The following is a 19682-nucleotide window of genomic DNA, read 5'->3' as shown; positions in this document are numbered from 1 at the left end:
TCATGAGCATGACCCCCGAACAGGCCCGCTGGTTCGCCGACACCTTCGACAAGCTCGTCCAGAGCGTCGGCCAGGCCGTCCTCGGCAAGAACGAGGTGGTCCGCCTCGTGATGACCGCGATGATGGCCCCCGGCCACGTGCTGCTCGAGGACGCGCCGGGCACCGGCAAGACCTCCCTCGCCCGCTCCATCGCGGCGACCGTGCAGGGCACCAGCACCCGCATCCAGTTCACCCCGGACCTGCTGCCCTCCGACGTCACGGGCGTGACGATCTACGACCAGAACACGAAGTCCTTCGAGTTCCACAAGGGCCCTGTCTTCGCCAACGTCGTCCTCGCCGACGAGATCAACCGCGCCTCGCCCAAGACCCAGTCGGCGATGCTCGAGGTGATGGAGGAGGGACGGGTCACCGTCGACGGCGTCACCCACGAGGTCGGCAACCCCTTCGTGGTGATCGCGACCCAGAACCCGATCGAGCAGGCCGGCACCTACCGCCTGCCCGAGGCGCAGCTGGACCGCTTCCTGATGAAGACCTCGATCGGCTACCCGGACCACGCCTCGAGCGTGCAGATCCTCCAGGGCTCCGCCCTGCGCGACCGCTCCAAGCAGCTCACCCCGCGCATCTCCCTGCAGGCCGTCAACGACATGACCCAGCTCGCCTCCACCGTGCACGTGGACCCGGCGGTGCTGGAGTACGTCTCGCGCCTGATGGAGGAGACCCGTCTCGCGCCCGAGGTCCGTGTCGGCGTCTCCATCCGCGGCGCCCTCGCCCTCATGCGCACCGTCAAGGTGTGGGCCGCCGTCAACGGCCGCCACTACGTGATCCCCGACGACGTCAAGGCGCTCGTGGAGCCGGTGTGGCTGCACCGCTTCGTGCTCGACCCCGAGGCCGAGTTCGCGGGCACCACCGCGAAGTCCGTCATGACGAAGATCCTCAGCGAGGTGGCGCCTCCCCAGGCGCGCCAGCAGACGGCATGAGCTCGCAGCCCTCCTCCGTCCCCACCGACACCGCCGACGCGAAGTCCGCCAAGGCCGAGGCGAAGAAGCGCCGCCGCGCCGCCGCGGCCGAGTCCCGTGCCGGCTCCCGCCGCGAGCGCCGCAGGGCGCGCGCGGCCGCGAAACGCGCCCGTGAGGGGCAGACCGGCCCGGCCGAGGAGACCACCCAGGGCGATGCCCCCGCGAGCACCGGCTGGGCCGGGCTGCGGGACCGCGCGGTCGAGCTGTGGATGCGGCGCATCCACCCGGTCCTCGACGTCGTCTCCCCGGTGGGATGGGCCGTGGCCGGTGTCGCCGCCGCGTGCTGGATCGCAGGCCTGACCCTGCACGTCACCGAGCTGAACGTGGTCGCGCTCGCGCTCACCGTCCCGCTCGTGATCGCGGCGCTGTTCGTGCTCGGCAAGGCGAACTACAAGGTCACCCTCGACCTGCAGACCCACCGGGTCGTCGTCGGCACCCGGGCCGTCGGTCGGGTCGAGGTCGCCAACCCCACCCAGCGCGACATCCTCCCCTCGCGGATCGAGCTGGCCGTCGGCCAGGCCACTGCCCAGTTCCTGGTGCCGCGGCTCGCGGCCGCCCAGAGCCACGAGGAGCTCTTCGCCGTCCCCACCAAGCGCCGCGCCGTGCTGGTCGTCGGCCCCGTGCGCTCCGTGCGCGACGACCCGCTCTCCCTCATGCGCCGCCAGGTCACCTGGGCGAAGGAGCAGGAGCTGTTCGTCCACCCGCGCACGGTCCGCCTCGACGAGGCCGCCAGCGGCTTCCTCCGCGACCTCGAGGGCACGCCCTCCTCGGACCTCTCCAGCTCCGACATCGCCTTCCACGCGCTGCGCGACTACGCCCCTGGCGACGACCGCCGCCACGTCCACTGGCGCACCACCGCCCGCACCGGGAAGCTCATGGTCCGCCAGTTCGAGGAGACCCGCCGCTCCCACGTGGTGGTCGCGCTCGACAACCTCGCCGAGCACTATGCGAGCGAGGAGGAGTTCGAGCTGGCCGTCTCCGTGGCCGCCTCGATCTCCGCCCAGACCTTCCGGGAGGAGAAGGAGCTGACGCCCTTCACCTTCGACGCCCGCCAGCGCACCGCCTCATTCCGCCCGATGATGGACGACTACACGCTGGTCGAGCAGCTGAAGGAGCGGATCTCCTTCCACGAGCTGGGGCAGAAGGCCTCCGACCTCGCCCCCAACGCCTCCGCGGTGATGATGGTGGTCGGCCCCCACACCACGGCGCGCGAGCTCAACGCCGCCGCCAACCAGCTTCCGATCGGAGTGATGGCCGTGGCGATCCGCTGCGTGGAGGACGCCGAGGTGCAGCGATCGGCGATCGGCTCGCTCGACGTCGTCACCCTCGGCTCCCTCGACACCCTCGCCCGCGCCCTGAGGGCGGTGGGCCGATGACCGCGCCCGCGCGTCCCGCGCGCCGCCCCAGCTACTTCTCGACCCTCCCCGCGAAGCGCATCGCGATCGACCTCGCCGTGCTCGGCACGCTGTTCGTCCTCGCCCTGCTCGGCTTCCAGCACGTCTACGGGGGAGCGCAGTACCTGGTCACCGGGATCATGGCGCTCGTGCTCGGCACCCTGATCGCCCTGATCGGCGCCCGCTGGCGATGGGGGCCGCTGCGGATCACCGCGCTCGTGCTCGGGGTGTACCTCCTGTTCGGCTCGATGTTCGCCGCCCCCACCCGGGCGCTCTGGGGCATCGTGCCCACCCCGGGCTCGCTGCTCGAGCTGCTGAAAGCGCCGGTGACGAGCTGGAAGTCGCTGCTGACCGTCGCCCCGCCCGTCGGCGTCGCCCAGGGCGTGCTGGCGGTGGTGTGGATCAGCATGCTGCTGCTGTCGCTGGCGGCGATGAGCGTCGTGATGCGCACCCGCCTCTACGTCCTGGCCTGGCTGTTCCCGCTGGTGATGGTCGCGACGAGCATCTTCTTCGGCACGGATCAGGCGTTCTGGCCGGTGCCGCGCGGCGTGCTCTACGCCGTGCTGTCCGTCGGCTGGCTGACCTGGCGCTTCGAGAGCGGCCGTCTGGCCGGTGCCGAGTCCACGATCATCTCCGACACCGTCCGCCCCGGCTCCTGGAAGAACCCGGTGCTGCGGCGCCGCGTGATCGGCGGCGCCGTGATCATGGCGATCGCCGCCGGCGGCGCCTTCGCGGCGAGCCCCCTGCTGGACCCGCCCGAGGGCACCATCCGCTACGCCCAGCGCGACCGGATCACCCCGCCCTTCGACCCGCGCCAGTACGTCTCCCCGCTGACCGAGTTCCGCGGCTACCTCAAGGACCAGCGCGAGGAGGAGCTGTTCACCATCACCGGTGTGAGCAGCGGCGACCAGATCCGCCTGGCCACGATGGACCAGTACGACCTGCAGGTCTACAACGTCGCCTCCAGCCGTCAGAAGGACAGCCCCTCCGGGGCGTTCCTGCGCACCGCCCCCGGCGTCGACCTCGAGGAGGGCACCGGGAAGCAGCAGGTCTCCTCCGTGACGATCGGCGCGTACCGCGGCGTGTGGATGCCCACCGTCGGCGAGCGGACGAACCGCATCGACCTCGAGGGGATGGATCAGGGCCGCGCGAGCGCCACCACCGAGAACCTCTTCCTCAACCAGCCCTCGCAGACCGCGGTCAACGCGCTCGGGGTGCAGGCGGGGGACAGCTACGAGCTGTCCTACGAGCCGTACACGGAGCCCACCGCGGAGCAGCAGAACACCGCGACGTTCGCCGACATCACCCTGCCGGACAACGAGCCGACGGACGACATGACCGCGCTCGCCGAGGAATGGGCGGGCTCCTCAGACTCCGACTACGAGCGCTTCCAGAACCTCTCCCGCTCCGTCAAGGAGGACGCCTACTACTCCCACGGCCTGGAGGACGACACCGCCTCCCTCTCCGGCCACGGGTACAGCCGGCTCCGGGCGATGCTCGAGGAGGTCGGCTTCGACGAGGACACCCCCGACGCCCAGCCGATGGGCCGCATCGGCGACGAGGAGCAGTATGCGGCGCTGACCGCCGTGCTGGCCCGCTCGATCGACATCCCCGCCCGCGTGGTGATGGGCTTCGAGGTGCCCGAGGGCCAGGAGGGGACCGTCTCCATCACGGGCGACGACGTCACCGCCTGGGTGGAGGTCGCCTTCGAGGACATCGGCTGGGTGCGCTTCGACCCCGCCCCCGACGAGGACGAGGACCCCACGGAGCCTCAGCCCAAGGAGGTGGAGAAGCCGCTGCCGCAGGTCGCGCAGCCGCCGCCGCCCCCGGCCGAGCCGCCGAGCCCGCCGCCCGGCGCGATGAGCGACGACACCGACGACGACGAGGACCCGACCGACGAGACCGCCTCGTGGGTCGTGTACCTGGGCCTCGGCCTGCTCCCGTTCGTGCTGCTGGGCCTGTTCGCCGCCTCGGTGATCATCGCCAAGACGGTGCGGCGCCGACGCCGTCGCGCGCTCGAGACCCTGCCGGCCCGCGTCGACGGCGGCTGGCAGGAGATCCTGGACCTCCTCACCGACATGGGCAGGGCACCCGACCCGCTGATGACCCGGGCGGAGATCGCCGCCCAGCTCCAGGCCGACGTCCCCCAGCTCGGGGCGGCCGCGCTGGCCGCCCGCGCGGACCGGGCCGTGTTCGGCCCGGACGACCTGCCCGATGCCGCGGCGGAGGAGTACTGGGACCAGGTGATGGCGGCGCGCAGCGGCGCCACCGCCGCCCTGCCGTGGCATCGTCGGCTCCGCACCGCCCTCTCCCTGCGATCCTTCCGCCGCGGTGCGGCCGAGCGGTGGCGCGAGAACCGGCGCCGACGGGTCAACGCCCGCGCCCGGGCGAAGGCGCAGAAGCGCACGGAGGCGCTGCGGCGACGCCGCTCCTCGGTGCGCGGCACGACCGCACCGTCCCTCTGGCGGACCATCAGGCGAAAGGGCCGTTCCTCATGAACCAGACCAGATACTGCAGCACCTGCGGGACGCTGCTGTCCGAAGGGGCCGCGATCTGCGGCGAGTGCGGTGCGCGCTACCAGGCCTCGCCCTACGAGAAGCGGGCCACCGACGTGCCCGGCGCCTGGTCGGCGCCGCCCAAGCCCCGCACCCGGGCGGAGCAGGGGCAGCAGACGTCCGCCCAGGAGGACGAGGGGATCGAGCTCATCACGGCCGACTCCCTCCGCCCGCCCCAGCCGGGAGCGACCGCGCTGCGGAGCGAGGAACAGTACGATCGGGTGATGGTCACGCAGCCACCGATGAACCAGCCCGCGATGAACCAGCCCGGGCAGAGCCCCGGCATGCCCGGCGGGCCCGGTGCGTCGGCCTCCGGGCCGGGTGCCGCGCCGGGCACTGTGCCGGGCGCCGCTCCGGAGGGCGGTCCCGCCGCGGCGTCCTTCGAGCCGCCGCTGGACGGCTGCGCCCCGGCGACCCCGGTCAAGCGCTTCCTCGCCGCGCTGATCGACACGGTGATCGCCACGCTCGTGACGGTCCCGTTCCTGATCGGCTTCATCCTGATCGTCACCTCGCAGAGCGCGAGCACCACCTCGATGATCCTCATCGGCGTCGGGACCGCACTGCCGGCCGCGTACCACCTGGTGATGATCTGGCTGGTCGGCGCCAAGGGCTTCACCCTGGGCAAGCTGATCCTGGGCCTGCGCGTGACCCGCCTGAGCGAGGGCGGGGCGCTCGGCTTCGTGCGCGCGCTCGGACGCTGGGCCGTGTATGCGCTGTTCCCGCTGCTGATGGCGCTGTCGATCTTCTTCGACCCGCGCAAGCTGCTGCGCGGCTTCCACGACCGGGCGATCGACTCGGTCGTCGCGGACATCAAGGCCGGACGCAACCCCCTCCAGCCCCGCCCCGACGACTTCGAGCGCGCCGGCGCCGAGCACTACCTCGGCGCGCCGTCCGTCGCGGTGTCCACGCACGAGAACCTGCTCTCCGAGCCCGGTGCGGCATGGCGTGACCAGGGCGCCTCCCCGGTCCAGCCCGTCGACGGCGCGCAGGGGCCCGAGCAGGGTGCCCCGAGCCCGTACGCCCCGGGCGGCTCAGCGGCCTCCGCCGCCGAGGTTCCCGCCGCGTCCTGGGGCTCCCCGTCCCCGGCACCCCAGCAGCCCGCCTCCGACGGCGGCTGGGCCCCGCCGCCCGTCGAGCCGATCCCCTCGGCGCCCGCGCAGTCCTCCTGGGACCAGCCGTCCGCCCCGGGTCAGTCCTCGTGGGACCAGCCGTCGGCCCCCGCGCAGGCCTCGTGGGAGCAGCCCGCCGGGCAGGACCAGGCCCCGTCCTGGGGCGAGCCCGCGGCGCAGGACCCGCAGGCGCAGCAGTGGGGTGCCCCGGCCCCCGAGCAGCCGCAGGCCGCCCCGTCCTGGGGACAGCCCTCGGCACCGGAGGGCTCGGCGCCCGAACCCTCGCAGTCCGCGCCCTCGTGGGGCGAGCCGTCGGCCCCGGAGCAGCCGCAGAGCTGGGACCAGGGCAGATACGCCCCGGCCCCGCAGTGGGGCTCCCCGGCCCCTGCGCCGGAGTCCGCTCCGGACCCGTCGCCCGCTCCTGCCCCGGGACCTGTCGACTCCTCCCCAGCCGCCTGGGGACCGCCCCCCGCGGCCTCGGCGGTCCAGTCCCCGTCCGCGCACGGCGGCGACGCCCCGAGCGATGTCACCGGTGATGCCTGGGGCGACGACGGCGTGGACGAGGCGACGCGCATGTCCGTGCCCGAGGACCTCGGCGACCTCGAGGCCACCCGCATCTCGCCCGCCCATCTCCCGCCCGTGAAGAAGGTGCGGCTGACCACCGATGACGGCGCCGAGCGCGTCGTCGAGAAGGCCGTGGTGGTCGGGCGCAACCCGGCCTCGCCCTCCGGCGAGGTGATGTTCGTGATGAAGGACGACACCCGCTCCGTCTCCAAGACCCACCTGCGCATCGACGGCACGGGGGAGGAGCTGCTGGTGACCGACCTCGGCTCCACCAACGGCTCGACGATCCTGCGCGAGGACGGCTCCCGCGAGAACCTCGTGCCGGAGACCCCCACGGTCCTCCCGGCCGGGGCCCGTCTCACCCTCGGGGACCGGACCCTGTCCGTGGAGAGGGTGCAGTGATCGACCGCTCCCTCTCCGACCCGGACCTCGAGGGCACCGTCCGCGTCGTCTCCGCCTCGGCCACCCACGTCGGCCATGTGCGGGCGACGAACGAGGACAGCCTCCTGACCGCCACCCCGATCCATCTCGTCGCCGACGGGATGGGCGGGCACAACGCGGGCGAGGTCGCCAGCGCGATCGCGGTCGAGGAGTTCGAGAAGCTGACGCTCCAGCAGAACGTCACCGTCGAGCAGCTCGGCGACGCGCTGCACACCGCGTCGGTGCGCATCCGCGAGCTCGGCGGCGAGTCGACCCTCGGCGCCGGCACCACGGTCGCGCTGGTCGCGACGATGGTGCTGGACGGGATCGGCTACTGGGTCGTGATGAACCTGGGCGACTCCCGGGTGTACCGCCTCTCGGGGGAGATCTTCGAGCAGGTCAGCGTGGACCATTCGGTGGTCCAGGAGCTGATGGACCGCGGCGAGATCTCGGCCGAGCAGGCGCGGATCCACCCCTACCGGCACATGGTCACCCGGGCGCTCGGCGCCGGACCCGAGTCCGATCCCGACTACTGGCTGATCCCGGCGGAGGTCGGCGATCGGATGCTGATCTGCTCCGACGGGCTCACCGGCGAGGTCGACGACGCGTCGATCGAGCGGATGCTGCGCCGACCCACCGACGTGCGCACCATCGCCGAGGATCTGGTGCGTCGCGCGCTGGACGGCGGCGGGCACGACAACATCTCCGTGGTGATCGTCGAGGCGGTCGAGGTGCTGGGGCAGCCCGGCGCCTCCGAGGACACCGCCGGCGGCGCCTCTCCCGCAGAGGACGAGTTCGAGGTCGACGAGGACACGCTCCCGCGCCCCCTCGCGGACGACGAGGGCCGGGCATGACGACCGAGGACACGGCGTCCGCCGCGGCCTCCCTGCTCGGCCTCGGCACCTGGACCAGACAGGGGCCGGCGACCCTCGTGGTGCGCGAGGACCGCTGGGCGGTGCTCGTCCCCGGGCTGCGCAAGCAGGTGACGGAGGCGGCCTGGGAGGTGCTGGGACGGCGCCCCGAGGCCGAGGAGTTCGTCGATCAGCTGGTCGAGGCCGGTGATCTGGGCAGCGCGGACAAGCTCACCGCGCTGCTGTTCGGCGTCCACGACGGGCAGAGCGCGACGGTCGGGGTGAAGGGCTCCACGCCCCTGGCCGTCTACACGGCCGACGGGGCGCAGATGGTCGTCGGCACCGAGGAGCAGCCGCTGGTGATCAGCTCCTTCGAGGGGGTGCGGCGGGTAGCCTTCGGCGACCTCCCGCCCGAGGAGCCCGTCGGCGCGCCGCGCGTGGTCTCGGGCATCGTGCCCGTGCGCGGCTTCGTGCAGATGACCGTCGACCCCGCCGAGCTCGAGGAGGCCGAGCTCGCCGCGCTCGCCGCGCAGGTGGAGAAGGACGGCCGCTCGATCGAGACGGAGGAGGCGAAGAAGCGCCGCGCGGAGCGCCCGGCGCCCACGCCCTCGAAGCCCTCGACGACCGCAGGGTCCGGCTCGAGCTCCTCGTCGATCCGCAAGCCCTCCGTCGCCACCCGCAAGCCGGGCGAGATGCCGCCGTCGCTGTCCCGCGGCGGATCCTCGACGTCCTCCTCGCGCCCCGCGGTTGCGGAGGAGGCGTCCTCGGGACCGAACCTCTTCGCGGGCCTGTTCGGGAACGACGCCCCGGCCGCGGCGCCGGCACCAGCTTCCGCCCCGGCTCCGGCGGCGACTCCGGTCGCTGCTCCGGCCGCGCCCGGGCAGTCGACCTCCGGTCCCGCCGCCGCGCCGGAGCCCGCTCAGCCCGCGGCGGCCCCCGCGCCTGCTGCGGAGCCCGCACCCGAGTCGACGGCAGCGACCGCTGCGACTGCTGCCACGCCCGCGGCGGCTCCTTCGCCCGCGCCGGCTGCGACGCCCGCGCTGGCTGCGACGGCCGCACCGGCGACTTCGCCCGCGCCTGCTGCGACGCCCGCGCCGGTCGAGTCCGGCCCATCGGCGGCGCTGTCGGAGTCGGCACCGGCCGACGACGCGCCGGCCGCGACGCCGAGGGAGGCGGCGGCGAGCACGACGACGGGTGCGGCCGGGCCACCCGCCGCCGGCACGCGGACCGCGCCCGCGAAGCGACGGCTGGTGAGCACCTCGCTCTTCGACCGTCGGCGCACCGCGCCCCCGGCCGCCGCCGCGCCTGCTCAGAGCGCCGCCGAGCAGTCGACCCCGCAGCCGGCCGAGCCCTCGCCGGCGCGGAATGCGCCGACGGACGGTGCTTCCTCGGAGACCGCAGCGCCGGAGACCGCAGCGCCGGAGCCCTCGACGCCGGGGTCCGAGGCGTCGGAGTCCGCCGCACAGGACGTCTCGGGCTCGACGGCACCGACGCAGCCCGCTGCCGCGCAGACCGCTCCCGAGCAGCCGGCTGCCGAGCAGCCCGCCCCGGAGCAGCCGGCCCCTGCGACCACCGCCCCTGCCGCTCCCGCACCGGTCACGCCTCCGGCATCTACCGCCCAGGCGGCCTCCCCGGCACGCTCCGCCTCGCCCTCGGTGCCCACGCCCGAGCCGCCGATGGAGGACGAGCTCGAGTCGCCGCCGACCCTGGTCGCACCGATCGACGACGGGGAAGGGCCGGAGGAGGACGCTCCGGCTCCCTCGCCCGTCCGGCGCGCCCCGGCTCCTGCGCCGCAGCGCCCCGCCCTCTCGACGGGCGATCTCGAGAACTCCGGCGCCTACGACGACCTCTTCGGCAAGACCGTCTTCCGTCGCATCGAGGATGCCGCCGTGCGCCGCAGCGGCGAGGAGGGCGAGGAGCCCGAGCACGAGCAGGACGCTCCGGCCTCCGCCACGGACGACGTCGCCTCGGACGGCGCGTTCCCCTCCGAGACCCGGATCCCCGGCGCCGATGCGGACGAGGAGGTCGAGGAGGCCCCCGTCCCGGAGCACACCACCGGTGCCGGCGACTTCATCGACTGGGTGCCGGGCGTGGGACGGACCGCGCCGGAGATCGCGCAGGCAGCCGCTAGTCGCGCCGCGCGTCCGCAGAGCGCACCGCCGGCCTATCCGCAGGTCCACATGGCCGAGCGTCCGCCCGCCCCGAACACCGGCTCGCGTTTGGCGCCGACCGGGCCCGGCGCTCCCCAGGGCACGGGCGCCGACAGGTACGCGCAGGTCTCCGGCCCCGGGACCCCGATGCAGGGCGCCCCGGGTGCGCAGAGCGCCGACGGCCCCAGGCACTGGGCGCACGCCCCGCACAGTCCGTACGGGATGCAGGGACCCCAGGGTCAGCAGAGCCCGTATGCGGCACCGGGGACCTACGGCCCGCAGAGTGCATACGGCGCGCAGGGCTGGCACGACCAGCAGGCCGCCCAGGGCCACCCCGCTTCGTCGCACCAGCAGGTCCCCCACGGCCAGCAGGTCCCCTACGGCCAGCAGCATCCCTACGGCGACCCGGGCCCGTACGGCCGGCCGGGCCGGCACGGTCAGCCGGGTCAGTACGGCCGCCCCGGCCAGCACGGCGCTCCGACCCCCTACGGCGGGCCCGCCGCCTCCGGCCCTCCGGCCTCCGCCGCCGGCGGCCAAGTCGGGCACCCGGGACAGCAGCCTCCGCACGCCCCCGCCGCCGGGGGACGCCATGCCAGCGCGCCGCATCCGGTCGCGCCGGGCTCCGCGGCGCCGCCCGCTCCGGGGCCCGCGCCCCGGCCCGCCCCGGCGCCGACCGCAGGGCCGTCCGCCTCGTCCGCTCCGTCCGCCCCGCACGCCCCCGCCGCACAGGGCGGGCCCTCACGGCCCGCCTCCCGCGGTCCGGGCGGCGCCGCGGTGGCGCTGCCGGGGCTGGTGTGCCCGAACGGCCACGCGAACTCGCCGGAGAGGTCCGCCTGCAGGCTCTGCGCCGCGCCGCTCAGCGGCCCCACCCGCACCGTCGCACGCCCGCCGCTGGGCGCCGTCGCGGTGAGCACGGGGGAGGGGTTCGTGCTCGACCGCACCGCGGTCATCGGCCGACGCCCCCGGGCGTCCCGCGTCAGCGGCAGCGATGTGCCGCAGCTGATCACGGTGCCGAGCCCGCAGCAGGACATCTCCCGCTCGCACCTCGAGCTGAGGCTCGAGGGATGGCACGTGGTCGCGCTCGACCTCGGCACCACCAACGGCACCACGCTGCACCGGGAGGGCTACGAGCCGCTGCGGCTGCGCCCTCGTGAGGGCGTGGTGCTCCACGACGGAGACCTGCTGGACCTGGGGGATGAAGTGCACCTGACGTACGGGGAGAAGTCATGAGCTCGAGACCGCCCTCGGCACCGCCGCGCCTGGCCGGCTACGAGTACGAGAAGCTGCTCGGCTCGGGCGGGTTCGCGGACGTGTTCCTGTACCGCCAGGCACGGCCGCAGCGCCGCGTCGCGATCAAGGTGCTGCTGTCCACGGTGCTCGACGAGTCCGTGCGCCATCAGTTCGACTCCGAGGCCAACGTCATGGCCCAGATGTCGACCCACCCCTCGATCGTCACGATCCACCAGGCCGAGGTCTCCGGGGACCACCGCCCCTACATCGTGATGGAGTACTGCTCGCGCCCGAACTACGGCGTGCGCTTCCGCAAGGAGCGGATCACGGTCGCCGAGGCGCTGCGGGTGGGCGTGCAGATCGCCGGCGCCGTGGAGACCGCGCACCGCGCCGGGATCCTCCACCGCGACATCAAGCCCGCGAACATGCTGGTCACCGACTACAACCGGCCCGCGCTCACCGACTTCGGCATCTCCATCGCCGCCGGGCAGGGGGAGGACGTCGAGGACTCCCAGGGCATGTCGATCCCCTGGTCGCCGCCCGAGTTCTTCGCCGACCCGCCGCGCGCCGACGTGCGCAGCGACGTGTTCTCCCTCGCCGCGAGCGTGTACTCGCTGCTGGCCGGGCAGACGCCCTTCGAACGGCGCGGGCAGCGCAACACCGCCACCGACCTGATCCAGCGGATCGCGAGCGAGCCGCTGCCGGCCCTGAACCGGCCCGACGTGCCCCCGGAGCTGAACCGGGCGCTGTCCATCGCGATGGCGAAGGACCCCGCCGGCCGCTACGACACCGCGCTGGCCTTCGGCCGTGCGCTGCAGCAGGTGGAGCTCTCGCTGTCGCTTCCGGTCACCCAGATGGACGTGCTGGACGACCGCGGCGCCGCCCCGGCCCACGACGGCGAGGACGACGAGCTCGTCGAGCACACCCGGATCCGGAAGGTCGCCACCGTCGACCCCGAGACGGGCACCAGCCCCGGCGGACGTCGGCGCAGGGACCCCTACGCCGGAGTCGCCCCCGCGCTCGGCGCGGCACCTGCCGCGGCGGGACCCGCGAGCTGGTCGGGCGCCTCGGCGCCGTCGGCCGCCGACGCCTCCGAGTCGACGATGCTGCGCCCCGCCGGGGCGCCCGCCGGATCCGTCGGGCGCGCGCCGCTGGCCTCCGAGAACCGGGAGCCGGAGCCCGAGAGGCCCCGCACCCCCGCCTGGCCGTTCGTCACCCTCGCCGCGGTGCTCGTGATCCTGCTCGGCGTCGGGGCGACCCTCGGCGTGCGCCACTTCTTCGTGGAGGAGCCTGAGGAGGCCCCTTCCACCCTCGTCAACGCCCCTGTCGACCCGGAGGAGGCCCCGGGCGCTCCCCGCAGCCTCGAGCTGCAGGTCATCGCCCCCGAGCAGGAGGGCGGGCGGACCGGACGGGTGAAGGTCGCGTGGGAGCTGCCCGAGAACTTCTCCCAGGAGGACCACTTCATCGTGCAGTGGCAGGACCTGCCTGCGAACTACGACCGCTACGCCGTGCAGCACGAGGTCCACGGCCGCAACTCGGTCGTGATCGAGATCCCGCCCCAGCTGGCGGAGCGGTGCCTGACGGTCAGGACCGTCAACCCCAACGGGCAGTCCAGCGAGGCGGCGAAGAAGTGCCTCAATGGGTGATGCCTCGACGAACACGGCCCGGACGATCACGGCCCCGACGGCCCCGATATCCATGACCCCGACGACCGCCGACGAGGACAGCGCCTCGCACGGCGGGACGGGCGCCGCCGCGGCGCGCGCCCACCGGACCCGACACACAGGAGAGCAGTGACCATGGCATCGACGATCTCGGTCGAGTTCTGCGGCGAGTGGTACCGCGTCGAGGACGGGGAGGAGCTCACGATCGGTCGCGAGGCGGACCTCACGATCGACGAGGACAACCCCTTCCTCCACCGACGCTTCCTGACGATCGTGCAGGTCGAGTCGATGTGGTGGCTGGTGAACATCGGGGCGCGGCTCTCGGCCACGATCACCGACGGCACCGGCTCGATGCAGGCCTGGCTCGCGCCCGGCGCGCGCATCCCGCTCGTCTTCGACGTGACCAAGGTGGTCTTCACCGCCGGCCCCACCACCTACGACCTGTCCGTGCACGCGGAGTCCCCGGAGTTCGCGCGGATCGCCGGCCCCGACGACCCGGCGGGGGAGACCACCGTCGGCTCCGTCCAGCTGACCCCGAGCCAGAAGCTGCTGATCCTCGCGCTCGCCGAGCCGATGCTCACCCGCGAGGGCTCCGGCATGAGCTCGGTGCCCACCTCGGCGCAGGCCTCCGAGCGCCTCGGCTGGCAGCTGACGAAGTTCAACCGCAAGCTCGACAACGTCTGCGACAAGCTCGACCGGCTCGGGGTGCGGGGGCTGCGCGGCGGGCCCGGCAAGCTCGCCTCCAACCGACGGGCCCGCCTCGTCGAGCACGCCGTCTTCTCGCGACTGGTGACGAGCGAGGACCTGCCGCTGCTGGACCAGTCCCAGGACGAGGACGACGAGTAGGCCGCCCCGCCGGGGAACGAGCCGGACGAACGGAGCCGATCCCCGACGCGGGGATCAGGACGGCGGGCGAGGGGCCCGCCAGGGGGGGGAGACCAGATGCGCATCAAGCTCACGCTGCGCAGGCCCGAGGACAGGCTGACCGATCTGGAGGTGACCGCGGACGCGACCGCGACCGTCGCCGACGTCGCGAACGCCCTGTACCTCGCCGACCCGCTGCGCAGCGAGGTCGAGCCGCCCGACGGGCTGACCCTCCAGGTCCAGGACCCCGGCGCCGGGCCCGGCGCGAACGGCGTGCGCTCCCTGGACCGCACGATCGACCTGATCCAGGCCGGTCTGCGCTCCGGCAGCATCGTCTCCATCGCCCGCTCCTCGAGCGAGTACGCCACCCGCTCCGAGTCCCGCGGTGCCGCGGTCGCGCTGATGCGCGTCCTCTCCGGCGCCGAGGCGGGACGCGAGTACCCGCTGCCCTCGGGGTCCAGCTCGATCGGGCGCGAGGGCGATCTCGACATCCGCATCGCCGATCCGATGCTCTCCAAGCGCCACGCCCGCATCAACGTCGGCGACACGATCGAGATCGTCGACCTGCACTCCTCCAACGGCGTGGTGATCGGCGGCGAGCAGGTCCAGCGCGCCGTGATCGGCCCGTCGGACACGGTGCTGATCGGCGGGACCACCTTCTCTGTGATCCTCCTGCACCGCCTCGGCGGCACCGCCCCCAGCTCCCCGGTGGTCGAGTTCAACCGCTCCCCGCGCGTGGTGCCGCGCTTCCCCTACCGGCCGCTGAAGGCGCCGACTCCGCCGAAGGAGCCGAACCCCCAGTTCTTCCCGATCTTCATGATGTTCGCCCCGGTCCTCATGGGCGGCCTCATGTTCTCGATGACCCGCAGCCCCTTCTCGCTCATGTTCGTGTTCATGATGCCGATGATGGCGACGGCCGGGTACCTCAACCGCAAGTTCCAGCAGAAGAGGATGCTCGAGCGGCAGATCGCGAACTTCGAGGAGGGCCTCGCCTCCCTCAAGCGCCGCGTCACCGCCGCCCAGGACCTCGAGCGGGCGGTGCGCCTGGTCGAGGCGCCGTCGGCCGCGGACACCGTCGACGCCGCCTTCCGCCTCGGCCGTCTGCTGTGGACCCATCGCCCCGAGCACAACGCCTTCGGCACCGTGCGCCTGGGCCTGGGCATCGCGGAGTCCCGGGTGGGCATCGACATGCCCGGCGAGAACGATGCGATCCCGAAGTACTACGACATGCTCGACGACATGCACGAGGAGTACAAGATGATCGCCGGCGTGCCGGTGGTCGCGGAGCTGAGGTACGCGGGCAACCTCGGCGTCGCCGGCGGCGGCGAGGAGGCCGACGGGGTCGCCCGCGGCATCGTCACCCAGCTCTTCGCGCTCCACTCCCCGGCGGAGATCGCGCTCGCCGCGATCACCTCCCGCTCCAGCCGCGACATGTGGCAGTGGCTGAAGTGGCTGCCGCACACCTCCAGCCCGCACTCCCCGCTGCCCGGCGACCACCTCGCCGACACCCCCGGACGCGGCACCTCCCTCCTCTCGCGGATCGAGGAGCTGATCGAGCAGCGCGCCGGCGATGCACCGCCAGCCCTGCGCACCCCGATGACCGTCGACGTCACCGAAGAGCCGCAGATCCCGCCGGAGCCGATCACCCCGAGCCTGGTGGTGATCATCGAGGACGACGCCCCCGTGGACCGGGCGCGCCTGGTGCGCATCGCCGAGCGCGGCCCCGACGTCGGCGTGCACGTGATCTGGTGCGCCGCGAACATCGCCGCGCTGCCCGCGGCCTGCCGCACCTACGTCTCCGTGGACGAGTCGATCGAGGGCGCGAGCGCCGGGCACGTGCGGGTGGGGGAGCGGTTCTACCCCGTCACCGTCGAGACCGTCTCCGTCGACGTCGCCGCCGGCGTGGCCCGCCATCTCGCACCCGTCGTCGACGCGGGCGTCCCCGTCGACGACGACTCCGACCTCCCCCGCGCGATCTCCTATCTCAAGCTCGGCGGCATGGCGATGGCCGAGGAGCCCGACCACATCATCGAGCGGTGGAAGGAGAACAACTCCCTCACCCCGCGCGACGGCTCCGAGCCCCAGCGCCGCAAGCACGATGCGAACCTCCGCGGGCTGATCGGCCACAACGGCCAGGACGCCTTCCACCTCGACCTGCGCACCAACGGCCCCCACGCCCTCGTGGGCGGCACCACCGGCGCCGGCAAGTCCGAGTTCCTGCAGGCCTGGGTGATGGGCATGGCCACCGCGCACAGCCCCGACCGGGTCACCTTCCTGTTCGTGGACTACAAGGGCGGCGCCGCCTTCGCCGACGCCGTCGACCTGCCGCACACCGTGGGCCTGGTCACCGACCTCTCCCAGCACCTGGTGCGACGCGCGCTCACCTCGCTGCGGGCGGAGCTGCACCACCGCGAGCACCTGCTGAACCGGAAGAAGGCCAAGGACCTCGTCTCCCTCGAGCGGACCGGCGACCCCGAGGCCCCGCCCAGCCTGATCATCATCGTCGACGAGTTCGCGGCGCTGGCGAAGGAGATCCCCGAGTTCGTCGACGGCGTCGTGGACGTCGCCGCGCGAGGCCGCTCCCTGGGACTGCACCTCATCCTCGCGACCCAGCGGCCCGCCGGCGTCATCAAGGACAACCTGCGCGCCAACACGAACCTCCGCATCGCGCTGCGCATGGCCGACGAGGCCGACTCCAAGGACATCCTCGGCGACAAGATGGCCGCCCACTTCGACCCCGGCATCCCCGGCCGCGCCGCGGCGAAGACCGGCCCCGGGCGCATCGCGACCTTCCAGACCGGCTACGCGGGAGGCTGGACCACCCACGAGCCCGAGCGGGCCCGGATCGACATCGTCGAGAAGGACTTCGGCACCGGGGAGCAGTGGGACATCCCCTCCCCGCCGACCAAGGAGGTCAAGGACCCCGGCCCCAACGACATCTCCCGCGTCGTCGCGACGGTGAAGGCCGCCGCCGAGCGCGCCGGCGTGCCCGCGCCCCGCAAGCCGTGGCTGTCCGAGCTGGCCGACGCCTACGACCTCTCGCGCCTGCCCACGCGCCGCACTGACGAGGAGCTGCTGCTGGGCGTGATGGACGTGCCCGAGGAGCAGTCCCAGCCGACCGTCTCCTACTATCCCGACCGCGACGGCAACATGGCGATCTACGGCACCGGCGGCTCCGGCAAGTCGACCACGCTGCGCACCATCGCGATCTCCGCCGCCTCGACGGTGCGCGGCGGGCCCGTGCACGTGTACGGGCTCGACTTCGGCGCCTCGGGCCTGACCATGCTCGAGGACCTCCCGCACGTCGGCTCGATCATCGCGGGCGACGACGAGGAGCGCGTGATCCGCCTGCTGCGCACCCTGCGGGAGCTGATCGACGACCGCGCCCGCGAGTTCGCGAAGCATCGCGCCGGCTCCGTGGCCGAGTACCGGGAGCTGACCGGGAAGCCCGACACCCCGCGCGTGCTGCTGCTGGTCGACGGCATGGCCGCCTTCCGCGAGGCCTACGACTTCTCGAACCTCTCGAAGTGGTTCACCACCTTCGTGCAGATCGCGACCGACGGCCGCCAGGTGGGCGTGCACGTCATCGTCACCGGCGACCGCCCCAACGCGATCCCCACCTCGCTCGGCTCCTCGATCCAGCGCCGCCTCATCCACCGCATGGCCAGCGCCGACGACTATTCGACCTTCGGCGAGCCGAAGGACGTCCTGGACGGCGCCTCGCCCCCGGGACGCTCCATCCTCGACGGCCACGAGGTGCAGATCGCGGTCCACGGCGGCGACTCGAACGTCGCGATCCAGTCCCGCGAGGTCGCCAAGCTCGCCCAGGCGATGCGGCGCGCCGGCGTGCCCGAGGCGCCCACCATCGAGCGCCTGCCCGAGCGGGTCGAGCTCTCGACCCTCCGCCCCGTCGTCGGCGGCCGGCCCGTCCTCGGCCTGGCCGACGAGACCCTCGCCGAGATCACCTACGAGCCGCGCGGCGCGTTCATGGTCACCGGCCCCATGGGCTCGGGCCGCACCACCGCGATGCTCACCATCGCCACCGGCCTCAAGGCGATGGAGAACCCCATGCGCCTGGTCCGCTTCTCCTCGCGCCGCACCCCGCTGACCGGGCTGCCCGTCTGGGACGTGGAGGCCTCCGACCCGGACACCGTGCGCGAGCTCGCCGGCCAGCTCCGCCAGACGATCGAGTCCGGCTCGGTGGGGGAGGGGCGCCTGGCCCTGTTCATCGACGGGGTCGCCGACTTCACCGGCACCGGCGTGGAGAACGACCTCGACAAGCTCATCCGGGCCAGCACCCGCGAGGGCCAGTTCGTGGTGGGCGAGAACGAGTCCGCCTCGTGGTCCCAGGCCTACGTCCTCGCCCAGCCGTTCAAGGCGGGACGGCGCGGACTGCTGCTCCAGCCCAGCGACATGGACGGCGACTCGCTGCTCGGCACCGGACTGGGGAGGATCCGTCGAGCCGACTTCCCGGCCGGCCGCGGCTTCCTCGTCTACAGCGGCCGGGCGATGAAACTGCAGGTCGCGCAGATCACGTCGGGCTGAGGGCCGCACTCGGGGGCCGACGGGAAGGGACGTGGAGCCCGCCCCGGAGGCCTCCGAGCCGCGTCCGGACGGGAGCTCCGTCCCCATGGGGACTCCTCCCCATGGTCGCCTTCGGCGGATCGCCCTACAGTGAGGGCTGTCGAGCACGCAAGAGGCCCGGTGCACCGCAGGGGGCGCAGGAGCCGGTGAACAGGAAGGGGAACCCGCATCGTGAACGCCACGAAGGGTATGAACGTCGACGAGGTCAAGCGGATGTCCGGCCAGCTGCGCGATGCGGCCGAGGAGATCACGCGGATCGAGCAGGAGCTCACCCGGGGTCTGGAGGACGTGGACTGGACCGGCCCCGACGCGGACCGCTTCCGCGGCCAGTGGTCCGGGGAGATGGTCCCCGCGCTGCAGCAGATCATGAACGCCGTCAACGAGCTCGGCGACACCGCCGACCGCAACGCCGCCGAGCAGGAGGCCACCTCCAGCTGAGTCGGCGCAGCACCAAGCCGTCACGGACGGCGACAGGGGTGTGGAGAGGCCCGGGCGGAGCACCGCTCGGGCCTCTCCCCTGCCTGGTATCTTTGTCGCCGACAGTGCCAGGGGGACGAATGGAGCACAGCACCGTGAAGAGCATCGAGTACCCGAGCGCCGACTTCCCTGCACCACCGCGGGTCCGGGTCGAGGTGCCGGAGGACTGGGAGCCGCTCACGGTGCCCGGAGTGCAGCTCGCCGTCGCCCAGCCCCGCATCGACGGGCGCTTCCGCGCGAACGTGGTCGTGACCGTGCAGCGCTTCGGACCGGAGTTCACCCTCGAGGCGGCGCGCGCCGGCCTCGAGCAGCGCAAGGCCTCCCTGCCCGAGCTCGAGGAGCTCGGCACCGGGGAGATCGAGATCGAGGGCACCACCTGGATCGCGAGCGAGTACGGCTACACCCAGCCCGGCCGTCCCACGGTGGTGCAGGCCGCGCGCTACGCCGTGATCGACCGGGGGGGAGTGGCCACCGACGTGCTCGAGATCGTCGGCAGCTGCGGGGCGGAGAGCGCCGACGAGGAGATCGAGACCGTCCGCGCCATCCAGGACTCCCTGCAGCTGACCCTGGACTGACCTCGAGAACGCATCGTCCCCGGAGGGCGCCGGCCATCGTGGCCGGCGCCCTCCGGCCGTCCCGGGAGAGCCCCAACGTGGGGAGCGGTGCACGGGGACCTCTGCCTGGGGAGTTGTCCCCATCGCCAAGGTGTGGTGGGTGGTTCTAGGGTGGTGTCATCACCTGGGGGCAGGGATCGAGGAAGTGGCCTTGGGGGTCGCGGAGGTCCGGTTCGGTGGGTGGGGATCT

Annotated in this window: 11 protein-coding genes; all 11 read left to right on the top strand. The window is 73.4% G+C overall.

The window, feature by feature from the left end:
* Positions 1 to 2: 2 nt before the first annotated feature.
* The 11 genes from A4A78_RS17320 (at position 3) to A4A78_RS17270 (ending at position 19453) form a co-directional block, all read left to right on the top strand.
* On the top strand, positions 3 to 977 hold the full coding sequence (locus A4A78_RS17320) for a MoxR family ATPase (protein WP_062951466.1): 975 nt from the start codon (positions 3 to 5) through the stop codon (positions 975 to 977).
* A complete protein-coding gene (locus A4A78_RS17315; RefSeq protein WP_062951464.1) occupies positions 974 to 2392 on the top strand; it encodes a DUF58 domain-containing protein in 1419 nt (472 codons plus the stop codon). Before A4A78_RS17320 ends, A4A78_RS17315 begins: the two co-directional genes overlap by 4 nt.
* Positions 2389 to 4908 (top strand): transglutaminase family protein, encoded by a 2520-nt coding sequence (locus A4A78_RS17310; RefSeq protein ID WP_062951463.1) that lies wholly within the window; start codon positions 2389 to 2391, stop codon positions 4906 to 4908. Before A4A78_RS17315 ends, A4A78_RS17310 begins: the two co-directional genes overlap by 4 nt.
* A complete protein-coding gene (locus A4A78_RS17305) occupies positions 4905 to 7040 on the top strand; it encodes an RDD family protein (RefSeq protein ID WP_062951462.1) in 2136 nt (711 codons plus the stop codon). The genes A4A78_RS17310 and A4A78_RS17305 overlap by 4 nt, the downstream gene beginning before the upstream one ends.
* Entirely contained in the window at positions 7037 to 7912 is an 876-nt protein-coding gene (locus A4A78_RS17300; protein WP_062951461.1) for a PP2C family serine/threonine-protein phosphatase, read from the top strand. Before A4A78_RS17305 ends, A4A78_RS17300 begins: the two co-directional genes overlap by 4 nt.
* Positions 7909 to 11289 carry an FHA domain-containing protein gene (locus A4A78_RS18225; protein WP_062951459.1) on the top strand — a complete coding sequence of 1127 codons (3381 nt, stop codon included), beginning with the start codon at positions 7909 to 7911 and terminating at the stop codon, positions 11287 to 11289. Before A4A78_RS17300 ends, A4A78_RS18225 begins: the two co-directional genes overlap by 4 nt.
* Positions 11286 to 12935, top strand: coding sequence for a serine/threonine-protein kinase (locus A4A78_RS17290; RefSeq protein WP_062951458.1), 1650 nt, complete (start codon positions 11286 to 11288; stop codon positions 12933 to 12935). Before A4A78_RS18225 ends, A4A78_RS17290 begins: the two co-directional genes overlap by 4 nt.
* 153 nt (positions 12936 to 13088) lie before the next feature.
* On the top strand, positions 13089 to 13799 hold the full coding sequence (locus A4A78_RS17285) for a hypothetical protein (protein WP_062951456.1): 711 nt from the start codon (positions 13089 to 13091) through the stop codon (positions 13797 to 13799).
* 96 nt (positions 13800 to 13895) lie between these two features.
* Positions 13896 to 18362: an FtsK/SpoIIIE domain-containing protein gene (locus tag A4A78_RS17280; protein ID WP_062951455.1), complete on the top strand. Its 4467-nt coding sequence runs from the start codon at positions 13896 to 13898 to the stop codon at positions 18360 to 18362.
* Positions 18363 to 18572: 210 nt separating this feature from the next.
* Positions 18573 to 18839, top strand: coding sequence for a WXG100 family type VII secretion target (locus tag A4A78_RS17275; protein ID WP_141748065.1), 267 nt, complete (start codon positions 18573 to 18575; stop codon positions 18837 to 18839).
* Between the two features lie 119 nt (positions 18840 to 18958).
* Entirely contained in the window at positions 18959 to 19453 is a 495-nt protein-coding gene (locus A4A78_RS17270; protein ID WP_062951453.1) for a hypothetical protein, read from the top strand.
* The last annotated feature ends 229 nt before the right edge of the window (positions 19454 to 19682 follow it).

Origin of the sequence: Brachybacterium sp. sponge (genome assembly GCF_001613775.1) — a bacterium.
In the GTDB taxonomy this organism is placed as follows: domain Bacteria; phylum Actinomycetota; class Actinomycetes; order Actinomycetales; family Dermabacteraceae; genus Brachybacterium; species Brachybacterium conglomeratum.
Note: the sequence above shows the minus strand (reverse complement) of the source record. Positions and strands in the feature narration are given on the sequence as shown.

What these genes read in the sequence shown, in the direction of transcription:
- A4A78_RS17320 (WP_062951466.1), top strand. Translation starts at nt 3, where the DNA reads ATGAGCATGACCCCCGAACAGGCCCGCTGGTTCGCCGACACCTTCGAC.
- A4A78_RS17315 (WP_062951464.1), top strand. Translation starts at nt 974, where the DNA reads ATGAGCTCGCAGCCCTCCTCCGTCCCCACCGACACCGCCGACGCGAAG.
- A4A78_RS17310 (WP_062951463.1), top strand. Translation starts at nt 2,389, where the DNA reads ATGACCGCGCCCGCGCGTCCCGCGCGCCGCCCCAGCTACTTCTCGACC.
- A4A78_RS17305 (WP_062951462.1), top strand. Translation starts at nt 4,905, where the DNA reads ATGAACCAGACCAGATACTGCAGCACCTGCGGGACGCTGCTGTCCGAA.
- A4A78_RS18225 (WP_062951459.1), top strand. Translation starts at nt 7,909, where the DNA reads ATGACGACCGAGGACACGGCGTCCGCCGCGGCCTCCCTGCTCGGCCTC.
- A4A78_RS17290 (WP_062951458.1), top strand. Translation starts at nt 11,286, where the DNA reads ATGAGCTCGAGACCGCCCTCGGCACCGCCGCGCCTGGCCGGCTACGAG.
- A4A78_RS17285 (WP_062951456.1), top strand. Translation starts at nt 13,089, where the DNA reads ATGGCATCGACGATCTCGGTCGAGTTCTGCGGCGAGTGGTACCGCGTC.
- A4A78_RS17280 (WP_062951455.1), top strand. Translation starts at nt 13,896, where the DNA reads ATGCGCATCAAGCTCACGCTGCGCAGGCCCGAGGACAGGCTGACCGAT.
- A4A78_RS17270 (WP_062951453.1), top strand. Translation starts at nt 18,959, where the DNA reads ATGGAGCACAGCACCGTGAAGAGCATCGAGTACCCGAGCGCCGACTTC.